A 17,204-nucleotide genomic window follows, 5' to 3' on the forward strand; every position below is an offset into this window, starting at 1 on the left:
AACGCCATATATAAATACATATAAATTTGCCAGTTAATCTTTTAAATTTAATTGTTTTTTATCATAGAATGCGCTACAAGGTAGCTAGCTTCTATCCCTCTTGCGAGCATGATCTCTCAAAATAAACATAATATATCCCTCACATTTCAAAGCCCATTACAAACAGTCCTAAAATAGTTGAAAAAATTCAAAAAAGGATTGCACCCTATTGTTACCTTTGCAAAAAAAATTAAACATGTCAAACATTTATATAGGGTATCATTTTACCATAGCACCAAAAGAGTTGGGGTCGGAAATATTAATTGCGGAATTGGGCGAAAAAGCCTTTGAAAGCTTTACCGAAACCGAGACAGGAGTTTCTGCCTTTGTACAAAAAGACCTTTGGGACGAAACGATATTAGATGATATTCAAATTTTAGAATCTGAGGAATTCAAAATCGATTATACTTTTGAAGAAATTGAGCAAGTGAATTGGAATGAAGAATGGGAAAAAAACTTTGAACCGATAGATGTAGAGGGAAATTGTCATGTACGCGCCCCTTTTCACCCGAAAACCGATGCCGAATTTGATATTGTGATCGAACCTAAAATGAGTTTTGGAACAGGACATCATGAAACCACACACATGATGATTCAGCATTTATTAGAAATAGATGTTACCGGTATGAAAACATTAGACATGGGTTGCGGAACAGCGATTCTCGCGATTCTTGCCGAAATGAAAGGAGCTCAACCTATAGACGCTATTGATATTGATAACTGGTGTTATTTGAACTCTATAGAAAATGCCGAACGTAACAACTGCAAACACATTACCGTTTACGAAGGTGATGCCGCTTTACTGAAAGACAAAAAATACGATTTAATCATTGCCAACATCAACAGAAACATTTTGCTGAACGATATGCAAAGTTATGTAGATTGCCTAAATCCTAAAGGGACAATACTATTTAGTGGTTTTTACGAAGAAGACATACCGTACATTGATGCTTCATGCACAGAAAAAGGATTAACGTATGTTAAAAAGCTTCAAAAAAACAACTGGGTATCAATAAAATACGTAAATTAGACCTAGTTTTTTTATTATTAACCGGAGTACAAAACCTAAAAACATGAGTACCAAAGAAAAAATAAGAGAAAGAGTTAAAGTAGAAGATATAACTACTATCAATAACGAAATAATAGTATATAATGATGATGTAAATACTTTTGACCACGTTATTGACACCTTGATTCGAGTTTGTGGTCACACTGCTATTCAAGCGGAACAATGTTCGCTAATAGTGCACTACAACGGGAAATGCACCGTAAAAACAGGTGAATACGATAAATTAAAAGTACAATGCACAAGATTACTGGCCGCTGGATTAAGCGCCGAAATAATCTAAGTTAACAATACCATTCCAAAAATGAGTTTTTGACGAAACCTATTTAAGATATTACCAATCTTAAGTAGGTTTTTTTTTGTCGATTACCCAAAACTGAAAACTATTTTCGAAATCCAAATTCCGGTCCCAACTATTATCTATCCTATAGGTACAAATCCAAAAATAGAACACGACCCGAGCGACAGTGGATAGGCAAAGCAATTACAGCGTTTTGCATCCTAATTATTGAATACTCGAAACAAAACACAAATAACAAGTAAAACCAATAACAATATCGATAATTATTTTATATTTGAAAAAAAATATCCCCAAAATGGAAGAATACGGTAAAATTTTAATTTTTGTTATGCCTGTTTTTTTGATCTTAATTGTAATCGAAAAAATCTACGGCCATTATAAAGGAGAAGACACTTCTCCAAACATGGATTCGGTTTCGAGCATCAGCTCCGGAATGGTCAATTCGGTAAAAGATGTTTTGGGACTTAGCATTACACTTGTATCGTATGAATGGTTCGAAACCAAGTTTGCCGTAATACATCTTGAAGCCACCATTTTGGCTTATATCGTTGGATTTATAGTGATTGATTTTTATGGCTATTGGAGTCATCGTCTGTCTCACCAAATTAATTTTTTATGGAACAAACACGCCATCCATCACAGCAGCGAGGAATTTAATTTGGCTTGTGCTTTGCGCCAGACGGTTTCGAGCTTTGTCAATCTTTTTACTTTTTTATTGATTCCAGCTGCACTATTAGGAGTGCCACAAAAAGTAATAGCCATCATACTCCCTATTCATTTATTTTTGCAATTTTGGTACCATACCAAACACATCAAAAAAATGGGCTTTCTGGAAAAAATACTCGTTACTCCTTCCCACCACCGCGTACATCATGCGATCAACCCCATATATATGGACAAAAACCACTCGCAAATATTCATTATTTGGGATAAAATTTTTGGTACTTTTCAAGAAGAATTAGATGCTGTTCCTCCGGTTTTCGGCATAACAAGACCCGCACTGACGTGGAATCCCTTCCGGATTAATTTTCAGCACCTGTGGTTATTGGTTACCGATGCCTGGCGTGCCGAAAAATGGAAAGACAAACTCACCATTTGGTTCAAACCTACAGGTTGGAGACCCGAAAACTTTGAAGAAAAATACCCCGTAAACAAAATCACCGATGTATATGCGTTTGAAAAATACGGCACACAGCATTCTAATAAATTAATGTATTGGTCCATATTTCAAACCCTAATCACTTTATTGTTCATTACCTACATGTACAATTCAATAGCGATTATTGGTTTACCCAATGTGTTTGTATATGGCGCCTTTATTTTTCTAACCGTTTACAGTTATACCGAATTGATGGATACCCGAAAAATTTCATTGTTCTGGGAGGGAATTCGCTTTCTATTTGGCATCGCCATTATTGTCTCTCTTGGTGATTGGTTTGGGATGAGCGGTCTTTTCCCTTTTGCCAGCTCCATTATAATTGGATACCTCGTTTTGTCATTGTTCGTTACCATTTACTTTGTAAACACGAATTTTGACGCAAAAAAAGTTCCCGTAACAATCACTTAAATAACTGCATGAAAACATCTTTACTTCTCAAAACGTATATTGGTTTTACCCTTCTTTATCTTATTATCCTTTTCCTCAATTTAGAGGGATTCGATTGGTATATGAAGCCTCTTTTGCTCCCTCTTTTACTAGTGGCTGTTACTGTTGCTGAAAATTTTCCCACCAAAAAAATCATTTTAACGGCATTGACTTTTTCTTGGATAGGAGATATTATACTTTTATTTACAGACAAAGGCGAACTCTATTTCATCTTCGGACTAGTGGCTTTCCTCCTGTCGCATGTTATTTACATTGTCCTTTTCAGCAAACAGCAAAACACCCGAATCAACGAAAAAAAAGAGATATTCTGGTTGGGAAGCCTAGCAATACTAGCCTATTTCTTTATCATGATCGACACTTTATTCCCCAAACTGGGTGCTCTAAAAATTCCAGTTTTAGTTTATGCCGTTGTGATTACCACGATGCTTTTCTTTGCTTTCAAAGGCAGTTTAAAATGGGCAACTCCAGCAAACAATTACATTCTAATGGGAGCCATTGTATTTGTGAGCTCGGATAGTATTTTGGCTTTCAATAAGTTTTATGCACCAATAACACACGCTTCATTTTTCATTATGGCAACCTATTGTATGGCGCAATATTTAATCGTTTTGGGTATTCTAAAATTGAATACGAAAAAATAAGTTTTGTTAAATTTCATGGATCTGGCTCATTAATTTGTTCCTAGTAATAACGCTTTTCCCAAAACACTGAAAATGTTTATTTTATATTACTTTTTTTGTGTAAAATATGCCTCGGAAAAGTCGCGAAGGCGCAAAGTTTAAAACCATTTTTTTTGCGTCTTCGCGTCTTTGCGAGAAACAGCTTCTGCAAAACTCTAGCGTAAAATATTTAACTTAACAACATTAGTATCTATCTTTAAAGTTCTCGTGAAAAGTGGCATTTATCCTAAAAAAAAGCATTTCCCGATTTAGAAAATGCTTTTTTTTTGAAGAGTATTGACTATTAATGAGGCAATTTACTTCTTAAAGCACCATAAATAACAGTACCAATCAATGCGCCAATAAGTACAATAATTACAGGCATAAATCCTGCTCCTATCAATATAAAAATAGGTCCTGGACAAGAACCCACCAATGCCCAACCCAATCCAAAGGATATTCCTCCTACCAAATACCGGACAGAACCGTTATCTTTTTCTTGAATCTCAATAGGTAAGCCTTTGATATCCTTGATGTTTTTTCTTTTGATAATTTGAATCCCAATAACTCCCGTTGCAACTGCAACCCCAATTATTCCGTACATGTGAAACGATTGAAATTGAAACATTTCATAAATACGGTACCAAGAAACCGCTTCGGATTTTGTGAGAACAATTCCAAAAAGGAATCCTACGAAAAAATATTTTAATGTGTTCATAGTCTAAAAAAGTAAGGGTAATAAAAAATGGGACATAATCAATCCGCCAATAAAAAAACCAATAACCGCTTTCAAGGAAGGTAATTGCAAATTACTTAATCCCGAAATGGCATGTCCCGATGTGCATCCTCCTGCGTAACGCACTCCAAAGCCAATTAAGATTCCACCTATAAGAAGGATGAAAATACTTTTAGGCGATTGCCAAATTTGGTCTCCAAATAATGCATCAGGCATTAATTTACCGTTGGGAGCTTCGATTCCCATTTGGGATAACTGCGCTATCGTTTTGGGATTAATAGCAACATTTGAAGGATCTCCCATAAAATGAACCGCCACAAAACCTCCAGCCATAGCACCTAGTACCACAAGAAAATTCCAGCGATTGGCTTTCCAATCAAAATTAAAATAGTCTATCCGTTTACCCAATCCCGTCATGGAACATAATGACTGAAGATTGGTTGACATACCAAAATTCTTGCCGAAATAAATTAGAGAAAGCATTACCATTCCGATTAAAAAACCCGAAACGTACCAAGGCCATGTTTGAAAAATAATATTCATAAATTTTCTTTTTCAACAAAGATAAAAAGGATAAAGCAATCCTAATGTGAGAAATGTTACATTTGTAAAAATAATATCAATTACAAAATTTAATATCAAACTAAATGATAATTACATTTTTATTATTTTTGAAATTGTAATAAAACCTTTAAATTGGAATAAACAATTAACTCCAAAAATATGAAAAAAACAGCCTTATTCATTACTACACTCCTTCTACTAGCTTCATGCGGAAGTATTAAATCATCAATAAAAAACATAGACAACAATGCTCCTGTACCAGTTGTGGGTAAAAACAATTCCTTTGTTATTACAGCATACAGTAAAGACAAAAGATATGGTTATGATAAAGACTATCCAATCAATATTTACTTCAGAGGAACCAAAAATGACACAATCAACCAGAAATTTTTCTTGAATGCTTTGGCTGGACCTAAAGGAGAAAAAATAACCTATACCAAAATGGAAAACTGCTGCCCATTCCCGACCAAAAATAGTGAAATGGGTGCTGGATTTCTAGATGTATACGAATTGAATTGGGAAGGTTTGAAAAAACCAGTTATTTTGTATTTGAACATCTATGAAAGAGGTCTATTGATGGTTCCGGTAGGTCTAAGTTTGAAGAAAATGTAATTGAAACCGCTACTGTCCTAGCCCTGATAGAAGCGGTATTCTTTTTTGACTCGTTTTTCACGAGACAAAAAAGATACAAGCGGATAGCAGGAAATAGCTCCTAATTATAGCTTATACAATTCTAAAATTAATTTCAATTTGTAATTAGGAAATCGCAAAATCAAACTACCTTTGCACTTTCAAAAAAAACACATTATGAACATACAACATATTCCTCAAATCAAACATACTGAGAGCGGTAACTTTTTTTTATTGGCTGGTCCATGCGCAATTGAAGGCGAAGAAATGGCCATGCGTATTGCAGAAAAACTAGTTGGTATCACTGATAAATTACAAATTCCTTATGTTTTTAAAGGATCTTTTAAGAAAGCAAATCGTTCTAGGATAGACAGTTTCTCTGGAATTGGAGACGAAAAAGCGCTTAAAATACTAGAAAAAGTTTCTAAAACTTTTGGTGTACCAACCGTTACTGACATTCACACCAATGAAGATGCGGTTATGGCTGCTGAATATGTAGATGTATTGCAGATTCCAGCGTTCCTAGTTCGTCAAACGGATTTAGTGGTGGCTGCTGCCAATACCGGAAAAGTAGTCAACTTGAAAAAAGGACAATTCATGAGTCCTGAAAGCATGAAACATGCGGTACAAAAAGTATTGGATTGCAACAATCAAAACGTGATGGTAACAGACCGTGGTACGATGTTTGGCTACCAAGACATGATTGTAGATTACCGTGGTATCCCAACCATGCAACAATATGCAACAACAGTTCTAGATGTTACCCATTCTTTGCAACAACCCAACCAAACGGCGGGTGTAACTGGCGGAAGACCCGATATGATTGAGACAGTCGCCAAAGCTGGTATCGCTGTAGGTGTAGATGGAATCTTTATAGAAACCCATTTTGATCCAGCCAATGCCAAAAGTGATGGTGCCAACATGTTACATTTAGATTACTTTGAAGCATTAATGACAAAGTTGGTTGCCATTAGACAAACCATAAATCAATTTTAATTTAACAATAAAACATTGAAAACAAATTTTTTATACGTCTCCTTTTTAGTTCTTTTTTTATCGATTAATACCTTTGCCCAAGAAAATATACCAACTACTGAAAGATATACTGCCCACAACAAAGGGAAATTCTTTGGACACATGGGAGGAAATAGAACTTATTACACTACTTCCGATTTGCATTTTGAAGGAGAGGGATACAATTTTACAGTAGAAAATGCACAATCACATGATTTACCTAAAGGCTGGAATATTGATTATATTACTCCTGGAAAATTAACAACATCTCAGACTAACTGGAAAGTTGGTTATTTTTTCCACGATAAGTTTAATGTTTCTATTGGGATTGATCACATGAAATATGTGATGACTCAAAATCAAACAGCGATGATTAATGGAACTATTAATTTGCCTTTGACTGAAGCCGGTTCTCAATTTAACGGAACTTACAATAACGAACCAATAGATTTAACTGACGGTAAATTTTTAAAATTTGAACATACAAATGGATTAAATTATGTCTTTACAGAAGCAGCTTATTACACCGATATCTCTTCAATTTTTGGGATTACAAATACCGATATATTTCAACTAAATTTCACACAAGGATTAGGAATGGGATTATTAGTTCCTAGAACAGACGCTACAGTTTTACAAAAACCAAGACATGATGAGTTTCATATATCTGGATACGGTTTTTCTGCTGATGCTGGTTTAAATTTTACTTTCTTCAAACATTTTTACATCCTAACCGAGTTAAAAGGTGGCTATATTAACATGACAGATGTTAGGACTACTTATACTGATGATCACGCTCAACATCATTTTTGGCACGGAGGAACAATCGTTTCTTTTGGAGGTATCTTCAGACTGTAATTCACACATCTTAAATAAACAAAATCTCCTCCGGGGGATTTTTTTATTTATACAAAGTTACTGCTTCCAATATCACATCATCCAAAACTGCATTATCAATAGCTTCTGAACTAAAATACCGAAGTGACTTTACCGTATTTCTCTTTTCATCCACAAGCCAATCTTGGTTTCTTTTTAATTGAAATCCACGAGCAAAACCAACATCTACAAAACCTTTTTTATGATTGGGAGCCAAATAACAAAATGGTTTTTTCTTATAATAAAAATAGGGCATTCCCCATTTGAATAGCAATTCCAATTCAGGAATAGCCCGTTCAAACACGCTAATTAGATGCAATAACATCACTTGGTACTTTTCGGGTTGGCGGTAGATGTATTCGTCTGTGAGTTTCATTCATTAAATATTGGAATCCTTAATTTTTATCATTTGCTTTGTGACTCAAAGCACTATAAATCTAAAAAAATAAAATGAAGAAAACAAAGTATCTTTTTGCCGCAATTACCTTTCTGATGAGTTTTGGGTGTGCCTTATTCATAGCCAATTCTATGTTTGGGAATATTCTTTTTGGTACCCGAGCTGTTAATCCATTAGACAAAATACAGGAAGGCGATATGATTTTTCAAACTTCCCAATCCAAGCAATGTGAGGCGATTAAAATAGCAACGAACTCCAAATTTTCTCATTGCGGCATTGTCTTTATTCAGGATGGCAAAAAATATGTTTTTGAAGCGGTACAGCCCGTAAAATATACACCGCTCGAAGTCTGGATTACCCACGGAAAAGAGAATCGTTTTGTGGTAACAAGACTGAAAAATGCATCGACACTTTTGAGCCCAGAAACGATTAAAAAAATGAAGGCTTACGGAAACCAATTGAACAACAAAAGCTATGATCTGTATTTTGAATGGTCTGATGACAAAATATATTGTTCCGAATTAATCTGGAAAATATATAAAAACGGAGCAGGAATTGAATTGTGCCCACTCCAAAAGTTAAAAGATTTTAATCTAAAGAATCCCAAAGTTCAAGCTATATTAGCCGAAAGATATGGAAACAATATCCCGCTAGATGAAAATGTAGTAGCTCCATCAAACCTTGAAAGTTCTAAAATAGTGACTACCATAATTGACACGTACTAAGATCCTCTCTTTTACGGTTTTTTATTCTGCATCAAATATTCTATCCTAATGATTGAAACAGCATAGAAAACCACATTCTCTCCAAACCAAAAAACTACAAAATAATAGCTAATTACTTTGTAGTTTTTGATTTGCCTTACTTACCCAGCAGATGTATGCTACCGCTTGGTCGCTCCGAAGAAAGAGTTTCTATTTTAATTTTTAAAATTTTATTCCTCAATAACAACTGCGGTAGTCTGACTATTACCCTTATGATTAATAGACGACAGTAATTGTTTTGCACTGCTGTTAAAAGGGTCTATACTTATTGCTTTTTGAATATAAAAAGTCGCCTCCTTGACAATTTGCTCTTTTTGTAATTCCAATTCCGAACAGACTCCTTTATTGGATACAGAACCACCTAATCGATTTATTTTCAAATCAATACCAGCACTTTCATCTACTAACAACTGAGAAAGACTGACATAGGCTTGTACATATTTCGGGTCAATTTCAATGGCTTTTTTATAATATTTTTCGGCGCCTTGATAATACTTTTCGTTTTGACAACTCACTCCAAAATTAAAAGCAACTTCGGAATTATTCATTTTTGACTCTACAATAATAGTGGCTAGTTTATCGAAAAAATCATATTCTTTTGTTTCCAAATACAAATTGGCCTCAAGAATGGCTAGTGAATCATCATTATCGTTCAAATTTCGAGCCATTCCAATAAATTTTAACGCTTTTTCTTTATAGCCTTTTCTCACATAAATCAACGCTAAACTTTTATAAATTTCTTCTTTTTTGGACTTTACCTTTTGCATTGGTTTGATGTAAAATCCACTTTTAATTTTAGCGTCTCTTTCTTCAATAGAAGTAAAATACTCCTCTTTATGTGTATTCTTATTATAAGCACTATAAATATTTGTATTACCCAAATAGTTAATCGCTTTTAATTCCTCATAACATTTCAATGCCAAATCATCTTCATTGGCATTCTTATAGCTAACTGCTGCATTATATAATTGCAATGTATCTTTATCATCTATAAAGTATGTCTGACGATATTTATTGCCCGATTCGATAAAATTTTGACTTACCAAATCTTCCTCGGCACTTTTAACAAGATCCATTTTTATTTTCCTCAACGTTTTAATGGCTTCTGACGTATGCTTATCAATAGATGCTTCTTGCTCCATTCGAATTAAATCTTTCAATGCCGTAACAGCCATAGACTCACTTCTAAAGTCATTACCGTTTTTGTTTAGTAAGTTAACTAAAGCGGAGCTTTTTAAATAATAGAAGTTAATTTTATCCTCATCAGATGCATTGATAATTAAGTACTCCACAGGAGATAGAATAGCAATAACTTGTTCAGAATTACCAGATTTTAATTCCTTTTGTGCTTCTTTAATTTGCTCTTTTTGAGCATAAATAGAAGGGATAAACAATAACAGACCGAGAATGTTTTTTAAAATATTTTTCATAATTATCAGATTTTAATTAAAGTCGTGATACCTCAAAAAAAAACCACTTAGCCAGTTTGCTTTGCCAGAATCGTAAAAAATATTCTTGATTACGGACTAGCCTAAAATAGCACTATTTTAATTTTAGTTACAACTAACCTGTAGCCTTTTATAAATTTTAGAAACACATTTCTAAAAACCTATAAATATCACTAGAAACATACTTAGCAACTTTAATGTTAAAGTTAAGGAAAATAACCTTTAAATACATTTATCATCGATAAAATACACGTTTTTTATTTTTTAATAAATAAAATTCTTATAATTATTATATTTTTTTTGAATACAATTATTTTGCTCAACCATAACACAATTTATTTTCGTCTCAATAACTCAAAAAGTTTAGTATTTTTGAAGACTGAAAATGAGGATATGAAAAAATATATGATTCTGCTAATGGTGATCGCCATTGGTGTTGCTTTATACGAACAGACAAGTGAGGATAAAAATATCTATGTAATGGTGATTGCCATAGTAATTTTTATGATGTGTATGATGCGATTGAGTAGCAAAACACCAAGTAAAAATCAAGATAAAGAAGAAGACGATGTTCAATAAAGGAGATAAAGTTTCGGTGCTGGATGAAGCGGTCGATGGCGTGGTTTTGTCGGTAAAAGACAAAGTGGTGACTATTGAAACGACAGATGGTTTTATGATGAATTTTGCCGCCAATGAACTCATTAAAATAGGGGATTCCGGTAATTTAATGGATGGCATAAAAGGCATTAACATCAGTGAAATATCAAAAGAAAAGGAGATTCCGAAACCACGGAGTTTTGTAAAAGAGAAGAAAGACAAACATGAATTGCCTGTTCCTGAGTTTGATTTGCATATTGAAAAACTGGTACCCAACAAGCGTGGAATGTCCAATTACGATATCTTGACTTTACAGTCGGAAACAGCCAAACGCCATATTGAATTTGCAATTCGCAATCGGATTCCGAAGATTGTTTTCATTCACGGTGTGGGTGAAGGCATTTTGAAATCGGAGTTGGATTTTTTATTGGGACGTTATGACAATGTAATTTTTCAAGATGCTAATTATCAAAAATACGGTTCAGGTGCAACCGAGGTGTATTTTAAGCAGAATACTAAATAGATTCTCTTTCTCATTAAAAAGAAAGCAAAAAAAACGTCAATTCTCTATTTTTATGAGAATTGACGTTTTTTTATCATCACTATTTTTTTTATTATTTAACGGTTTGCAATTCCCCGTATTTGTAACTGGTACCCAATTGAAAATTACTATTGCCTTTTACTAGCGTTACATTTTTAAGGATTATAACGTGTTTAAAAACATTAGGCCCGTTGGTCGAAGTAGTCACTTCTATAATTCCCCCTACTTTTCCTAACCATTCCTGACTAACGGTAGGCAACAATGGCACCGTAGCTTGACAAAAATAATCAGGTGATACAACTCCATTGGTAAACAAACTGTACACCAATTTGTTTACGGTTGCTCCTATTACTCCTGTTCTAGGGGCATTTGGAGCTGTTACTTCGTTAGCGATTAATGCTGAATCAATATTTAATGTAAATGATTCGCTAGCACTAAAACCATAGACCTGACCATTACTGCAAATGTTTAAAAGTCCGCTGAAAGCAAATGGTAAAGGATCAGCTGGTTTTGTGTAATCGCCAAAAGCAAAGGTTTCATAAAACTGACTGGTTCCATCTCCTTTATCGAAAGTGATGTTTTTGAAAACTATATTGTTATTATACCCTGTTATTCTAGTACTGTTATTGGTTTCATCCAGTTTCTTAATATCGGTTGTGACAATTTCTATCTTACCCGATGATGCTTTCCACTGGCTGTTTACATTTGGCGTTGCAGGAGGAATTACGTCACAAATATTTCCAGAAACCACTTTCCCGTTATAAAAACTATATACTACCTGATTCGTTCCGTTTACATCCAGAATAATTGGTGCATTTGGATCCGTTGGGTTGTTGACAAAAGTAGCAGCTGGAACTTTAAGAATTAAAGATTCATTTTCGTTGAGCTTATAAAGTAGATTATTGGTTGCACAACTTTGTGTTTGCACTGCCGAAAAATCAATTTTATCTACCACTAAATCACCATCATCACAACTGTGTAATGCAATTGTGCAAATCAAAATCCCTAGAAATCGTTTCATTATATATTATTTTGAACAAAAGTAGAATTTTTAATTTGTTTCCTAAACTTTACGAGCCAAAAAGGTCTATTTTAACTCAGAAATAGATACTGAGATGCTAAGATTCTAAGTTTTGAAATAATGAGGTGGATAGATGTTAAATTTTATAACTATCCAAATACATGCATTTTCAAGCCTGATATTGAAATCAATTTATTGTGTTTTGAATCTTATCCTCTTAGTTTCTCAGATTCTTAGCAACTTATTAAAGACATAGATTCGCAATAGAATTCCTTATCTTTGCCCCGAATTCTACTTTTCAATGAAAAAATACAAATACTATTTCGCTGCTTTTACGGCATTTTTTATCTGGGGGTTTTTCAGTCTGGCTTTAAAACCAATATCCAATTACCCCTCATTGGACATACTGTTCTATCGCGTGTTTTTTAGCGTACTGACCATGACGGCTATTAATCTCGTTTTTAGACAAAAAAACATTCGAAAAAACTGGAATAATTTTAAAGCAATGCCACAAAAAAGAAAAAGAACCATTGTAGTATTGACCTTAGCTGGAAGTTTGATTTTGGCTTCCAATTGGTTTATTTTCATTTATGTTGTCAATCACATCAATGTCAAAGCGGGTTCTTTGGCTTACCTGATTTGCCCCATTTTGACTACCGTTTTTGCTTTCTTTTTGCTACACGAAAAATTAAGTAAATGGCAATGGGTAGCGGTTGCTATAAGTGCTTTTAGCTGTACTTTATTGTCTTTAAATAATCTACACGATATTTTTTACAGCTTGGTTGTGGCTTCAACCTATGCTTTGTATTTGGTAAGTCAGCGCAAGAATAGTGAAATCGATAAATTTCTGGTTTTGAACATACAGTTGCTTTTTGTTGCTTTATTAATTCTGCCTTTTTATCCAAAATACAGCGGAGCTATCCCTACGGAACCTTTATTTTATGCTTGCTTATTTTGCATCGTCGTGTTTTTTACCATTGTTCCGCTTTTTTTAAACCTTTATGCTTTAAAAGGAATCAACTCATCAACGGTGGGAATCTTAATGTACATCAATCCGATCATCAATTTTGCTTTGGCAATTTTTTATTTTAAGGAACAAGTAACTTTACTTCAAATGATTTCCTATTCCTTAATTTTGGTCTCCATTATTGTTTTCAATCAGAAAATAATTTTTGCTAAAAAAAACAAATCCAAGACAATCGTTGAGGATTCAAAATCTCTATAGTATATGAAAAAAGTATATCTCGATAATGCCTCTACGACTCCTCTTCGTCCAGAAGTAATACAGGAAATAACCAAAGTGCTGACCGAAGATTATGGCAATCCCTCCTCTACCCATAGTTTGGGGCGCAATGCCAAAAGCATCCTTGAACTTTCCAGAAAATCGATTGCCAAGCAGTTGAATGCTACTGCACAAGAAATTATTTTCACTTCATGCGGTACCGAAGCCAATAACTGGATTCTGCGATCAGCCGTAAAAGATTTGAAGGTAACCCGAATCATTACCAGTAAAATAGAGCATCACGCTGTTTTACACACGGCGATGGAATTACAAAAAGAATACGCCATACAAATCGATTTTGTAAATGTAAAGTCCAATGGTGAACTCGATTTAACGCATTTGGTCGAATTATTATCGGAAGAAAAAAAGACTTTAGTTTCGTTGATGCATGTCAATAATGAAACCGGAGCCATTTTAGACCTCGGTAGAGTGAGCCGGATTTGTCAAGAACATAATGTCTTATTCCATTCGGATACCGTACAATCTGTTGGGAAAACCAAAATTGATTTACAAACAATTCCTATTGATTTTATAGTGGCGAGTGCCCATAAATTTCATGGTCCAAAAGGAGTTGGTTTTGCTTTTGTTCGAAAAAACTCTGGATTACAACCTTTATTTTTTGGTGGAGAGCAAGAAAAAGGACAACGCCCGGGAACCGAAGCCGTACATCAAATTGCAGGAATGGCCAAGGCTTTAGAGCTTTCATACCAAAACCTAGAAGCCGAAAGCCAATACATTGCTTCATTAAAAGACTATGCTATCGAAAGACTAAAAGCGAATTTTCCTGAATTTAAAATCAACGGAGAAAATACTTTTCACAACCTACTCAATGTTATTTTACCCATTGAAGAAAATAAAACCGCTATGCTTTTGTTTCATTTAGACATGAAAGGAATAGCCGTTTCGAGAGGTAGTGCTTGCCAATCCGGAAGTATTAGACCTTCACATGTATTGGCCGAAATGTTATCGGAGGAAGATTTAAAAAAACCAAGTATCCGTATTTCTTTCAGTCATTACAATACCAAAGAGGATGTTGATTTATTGATCGAGGGGTTGAAAAGTATTTAATTTAATTGGCTTTCTTTTTTTCCTTTTCCTGCTTTTTAAAATAGCCTCGTAATAAAAAACTATGTTTCATGGCTTCAAGATCTTCGTTGAGAAGAATTGTTGCTTTATTTAAGTTTGTCATGGTTGAGTCTATCTTTTTTACCAAATTAGGATCGTTAGACAAATAGTTTATAGCCCCTTTTCCGTTTTTGATGTTCGAAATAGTGCCATTTAAGTTTACAACCACTTTGTTTATCTCTTGACTCGATTGATCCAAATTGTCTACGATGGTTTTTATTTTTTGAGCTACAGCGGGGTCATTTAACACCCCAATCACACTGTTTTTATTTCCTAAAGCCACAACCATTTTATTCAAATTATTAACAGTTTCGGTTGTTCCTTTACTTGTCAATTTAAGATAATTCATAGTTTGTTTCAAATCAGAAGCCATGATTGTGTCTCCAACCAAAGTTCCTAAAGTCCCCTTCCCTTGTGTGATTTCTTTAGTGATTTTAAGCAAATCGGCTGTGAGAAGTGCGGCATTTTTGTTGGTTACACTCAAAGTATTCAACAGATCATCAGTACGAATACGACGCGAGGATTTAATTTTATCACCAGGTTCAATATGGGATTGATTTCCTTTTCCTGGAATGATATTAATAACCATGCTTCCTACCAATCCATCTGAACCAATAGTGGCAACAGCGTCTTTCTTGATGTGCGGAAAAATAGATTTATCAATAATCATATCTACACTTATGGTCGAATCATTTATCATTTCGATACCCCGAACGGTGCCCACATTAATCCCTGAATACCGAACGTTATTCCCTAATTGTAATCCATTTACATTATCGAAAATAGCGGTTAAATGATCGGTTTTCCCAAACATTTTCTGCTTGTTCCCTATAAAATAAACAACAAGAATAAAGAGTATAAGCCCTATGATAACAAAAATGGCCAATTTTATTTTTTCTGAAGCTGTTTTTTCCATTTTTATACTTATTTAAAGAAAGCTTTCACTTTTGGATCTGTTGATGCAGATAAACTTTCAAAGGTTCCTTCGGCATAATTTATACCGTCTATTAATAAAATCATGCGATTTGAAATCATTCTGGCACAATCTACATCATGCGTTATAATTAGGGATGAAGTGTTGTATTTTTTTTGAATAGACATCATCAGTAATAGTATTTCTTTTGAAGTTATAGGATCTAATCCTGTTGTGGGCTCATCATATAGAATAATTTTCGGCAATAGAATCAATGTTCTTGCCAATGCAATTCTACGCTTCATTCCTCCCGAAAGTTCGTTGGGCATTAGATCAATGGTATGAGCTAAACCAACACTCTCTAAAACTTCCATAACTCTAGGTTTGGTGTCTTTTATAAATCCAAATTTTTTGGTGTGTCTCCGCAAAGGAAATTCAAGATTTTCTCGAACCGACATCGAATCGTAAAGTGCACTTCCCTGAAAAAGGAAACCTACTTCGGTTCTAAGTTCGTCTAGCTCTTCTCGAGATAGTTCACTAATATTTTTCCCCATGATTTCTATACTTCCGCTATCCGGCTCTTCTAATCCGATAAGGCATTTTATCATTACTGATTTACCTGACCCAGATTTTCCCATAATAACTAAATTCTCTCCTTCATTCAATTCCATGTTAAAGCCATCCAAAACAAGATTATCACCATAACTTTTTTTCAAGTCTTTGATGACGACTATGGGTTTTTTATTTTCTGAAATTGAGTCCATAAATTATTTAAACATCATAAAAAATATTGGCAATAAAAACAGCTATAAAGTCAATTATAAAAAGAAGCATCGAAGAAAAAACAACCGCAGAATTTGCCGCCAACCCAACTCCTGCAGTACCTTTTTTACAATAATACCCTTTGAAGCACCCCACCAATCCGATGGCAAACCCGAAAAAGAACGTTTTGATGGTTGACGGAATGACATCAAAAAACTCTAAATGATTAAAAACTTGTGTAAAATATAATAAAAACGACACCTCCCCTTTTAGGTTTTCAACCATCAAAGACCCTAAAAGCGCTACCGCATCGCCAAAAAAAACCAAAACAGGAAGCATCAAAGTAGTGGCTAGTATTCGGGTAACCACTAAATATTTGAAAGGATTTGTCCCCGAAACTTCCATGGCGTCTATTTGCTCAGTAACACGCATAGAGCCTAATTCAGCTCCAATTCCTGAACCAATACGTCCCGCACAAATTAAGGCGGTAATGATAGGCCCGATTTCCCTAATTATAGAAACGCTTACCATAGCCGGTATCCAAGAAACGGCTCCGAATTGTTGCAAAGTGGGTCTGGATTGTAAGGTGAAAACCAATCCTATAATAAAACCGGTAACTCCTACAAGCAGTAAAGAGCGGTTACCCATATTATAGCATTGTCTAAGAAATTCTTTGAATTCTAAGGGAGGTTTGAAAACTTCTTTAAAAAAACGACCCGCAAAATAAGACAGTTCGCCGATTTCCAGAAGGGAAATTTTGAATAATTCTATAATTCTAAAAACACTATTCATGAAGTTTATGAATTAATTTTCAATACGAATCTTACCCAAATATACGGATATTATATTGATTTAATTTGTAT

General features: G+C 34.4%; 20 protein-coding genes. 12 read left to right on the forward strand and 8 right to left on the reverse strand.

The features are described 5' to 3' along the window. The first annotated feature begins 235 nt into the window (after window positions 1-235). The 4 genes from prmA (at window position 236) to DB891_RS10620 (ending at window position 3,653) form a co-directional block, all read left to right on the forward strand. A complete protein-coding gene (gene prmA / locus DB891_RS10605) occupies window positions 236-1,069 on the forward strand; it encodes a 50S ribosomal protein L11 methyltransferase (RefSeq protein ID WP_116763331.1) in 834 nt (277 codons plus the stop codon). Window positions 1,070-1,112: 43 nt separating this feature from the next. Then, window positions 1,113-1,388 (forward strand): ATP-dependent Clp protease adaptor ClpS, encoded by a 276-nt coding sequence (locus tag DB891_RS10610; RefSeq protein WP_116763333.1) that lies wholly within the window; start codon window positions 1,113-1,115, stop codon window positions 1,386-1,388. 313 nt (window positions 1,389-1,701) lie between these two features. Continuing rightward, entirely contained in the window at window positions 1,702-2,973 is a 1,272-nt protein-coding gene (locus tag DB891_RS10615; protein WP_116763335.1) for a sterol desaturase family protein, read from the forward strand. Window positions 2,974-2,981: 8 nt separating this feature from the next. Then, window positions 2,982-3,653 (forward strand): lysoplasmalogenase, encoded by a 672-nt coding sequence (locus tag DB891_RS10620; protein WP_116763337.1) that lies wholly within the window; start codon window positions 2,982-2,984, stop codon window positions 3,651-3,653. A gap of 322 nt (window positions 3,654-3,975) precedes the next feature. Here DB891_RS10620 and DB891_RS10625 read toward each other — a convergent pair whose 3' ends face one another. Together DB891_RS10625 and DB891_RS10630 are read right to left on the reverse strand one after the other, a co-directional pair. Further along, entirely contained in the window at window positions 3,976-4,389 is a 414-nt protein-coding gene (locus DB891_RS10625) for a DUF6691 family protein (RefSeq protein WP_116763339.1), read from the reverse strand. Window positions 4,390-4,392: 3 nt separating this feature from the next. Further along, window positions 4,393-4,950 (reverse strand): YeeE/YedE family protein, encoded by a 558-nt coding sequence (locus DB891_RS10630; protein ID WP_116763341.1) that lies wholly within the window; start codon window positions 4,948-4,950, stop codon window positions 4,393-4,395. Window positions 4,951-5,130: 180 nt separating this feature from the next. Between DB891_RS10630 and DB891_RS10635 the strand changes: the two genes are divergently transcribed. From DB891_RS10635 to DB891_RS10645, 3 genes are all read left to right on the forward strand, one after another. Then, window positions 5,131-5,583, forward strand: a complete 453-nt coding sequence (locus DB891_RS10635; protein WP_116763343.1) for a 2-dehydro-3-deoxyphosphooctonate aldolase — start codon at window positions 5,131-5,133, stop codon at window positions 5,581-5,583. A gap of 195 nt (window positions 5,584-5,778) precedes the next feature. Then, complete coding sequence (kdsA, locus tag DB891_RS10640) at window positions 5,779-6,597, forward strand: 3-deoxy-8-phosphooctulonate synthase (protein ID WP_116763345.1); 819 nt, start codon at window positions 5,779-5,781, stop codon at window positions 6,595-6,597. A 15-nt stretch (window positions 6,598-6,612) separates the two neighbouring features. Continuing rightward, window positions 6,613-7,473, forward strand: coding sequence for a hypothetical protein (locus tag DB891_RS10645; protein ID WP_116763347.1), 861 nt, complete (start codon window positions 6,613-6,615; stop codon window positions 7,471-7,473). A 43-nt stretch (window positions 7,474-7,516) separates the two neighbouring features. Here the strand turns inward: DB891_RS10645 and DB891_RS10650 are convergent, their stop codons facing one another. Beyond that, entirely contained in the window at window positions 7,517-7,867 is a 351-nt protein-coding gene (locus tag DB891_RS10650) for a DUF1801 domain-containing protein (RefSeq protein ID WP_116763349.1), read from the reverse strand. A 74-nt stretch (window positions 7,868-7,941) separates the two neighbouring features. On the opposite strand from DB891_RS10650, the gene DB891_RS10655 reads away from it, so the two are divergent. After that, window positions 7,942-8,613, forward strand: coding sequence for a YiiX family permuted papain-like enzyme (locus DB891_RS10655; protein ID WP_116763351.1), 672 nt, complete (start codon window positions 7,942-7,944; stop codon window positions 8,611-8,613). A 209-nt stretch (window positions 8,614-8,822) separates the two neighbouring features. Here DB891_RS10655 and DB891_RS10660 read toward each other — a convergent pair whose 3' ends face one another. Further along, window positions 8,823-10,082: a tetratricopeptide repeat protein gene (locus DB891_RS10660; protein WP_116763353.1), complete on the reverse strand. Its 1,260-nt coding sequence runs from the start codon at window positions 10,080-10,082 to the stop codon at window positions 8,823-8,825. A 423-nt stretch (window positions 10,083-10,505) separates the two neighbouring features. On the opposite strand from DB891_RS10660, the gene DB891_RS10665 reads away from it, so the two are divergent. Continuing rightward, window positions 10,506-10,679, forward strand: a complete 174-nt coding sequence (locus DB891_RS10665; RefSeq protein WP_317046004.1) for a hypothetical protein — start codon at window positions 10,506-10,508, stop codon at window positions 10,677-10,679. Continuing rightward, entirely contained in the window at window positions 10,669-11,220 is a 552-nt protein-coding gene (locus DB891_RS10670) for a Smr/MutS family protein (protein ID WP_116763355.1), read from the forward strand. The genes DB891_RS10665 and DB891_RS10670 overlap by 11 nt, the downstream gene beginning before the upstream one ends. A 91-nt stretch (window positions 11,221-11,311) precedes the next feature. Here the strand turns inward: DB891_RS10670 and DB891_RS10675 are convergent, their stop codons facing one another. Beyond that, the gene (locus DB891_RS10675; RefSeq protein WP_116763357.1) at window positions 11,312-12,259 is read right to left on the reverse strand and encodes a hypothetical protein; all 948 of its coding nucleotides are present in this window, start codon (window positions 12,257-12,259) and stop codon (window positions 11,312-11,314) included. 301 nt (window positions 12,260-12,560) lie between these two features. Here DB891_RS10675 and DB891_RS10680 point away from each other — a divergent pair, with 301 nt between their 5' ends. Next, on the forward strand, window positions 12,561-13,484 hold the full coding sequence (locus tag DB891_RS10680; protein ID WP_116763359.1) for an EamA family transporter: 924 nt from the start codon (window positions 12,561-12,563) through the stop codon (window positions 13,482-13,484). Window positions 13,485-13,487: 3 nt separating this feature from the next. Further along, the gene (locus DB891_RS10685) at window positions 13,488-14,609 is read left to right on the forward strand and encodes a cysteine desulfurase family protein (protein WP_116763361.1); all 1,122 of its coding nucleotides are present in this window, start codon (window positions 13,488-13,490) and stop codon (window positions 14,607-14,609) included. 1 nt (window position 14,610) lies between these two features. Here the strand turns inward: DB891_RS10685 and DB891_RS10690 are convergent, their stop codons facing one another. From DB891_RS10690 to DB891_RS10700, 3 genes are read right to left on the reverse strand one after another with little or no spacing between them, the layout of a single operon-like run. Beyond that, the gene (locus tag DB891_RS10690) at window positions 14,611-15,582 is read right to left on the reverse strand and encodes an MlaD family protein (RefSeq protein WP_116763363.1); all 972 of its coding nucleotides are present in this window, start codon (window positions 15,580-15,582) and stop codon (window positions 14,611-14,613) included. 8 nt (window positions 15,583-15,590) lie between these two features. Next, window positions 15,591-16,343 carry an ABC transporter ATP-binding protein gene (locus DB891_RS10695; RefSeq protein ID WP_116763365.1) on the reverse strand — a complete coding sequence of 251 codons (753 nt, stop codon included), beginning with the start codon at window positions 16,341-16,343 and terminating at the stop codon, window positions 15,591-15,593. Window positions 16,344-16,350: 7 nt separating this feature from the next. Continuing rightward, window positions 16,351-17,133, reverse strand: a complete 783-nt coding sequence (locus DB891_RS10700; RefSeq protein ID WP_116763367.1) for an MlaE family ABC transporter permease — start codon at window positions 17,131-17,133, stop codon at window positions 16,351-16,353. Window positions 17,134-17,204 lie beyond the last annotated feature (71 nt).

This window comes from Flavobacterium laiguense, assembly GCF_003097655.1.
Taxonomy (GTDB): domain Bacteria; phylum Bacteroidota; class Bacteroidia; order Flavobacteriales; family Flavobacteriaceae; genus Flavobacterium; species Flavobacterium laiguense.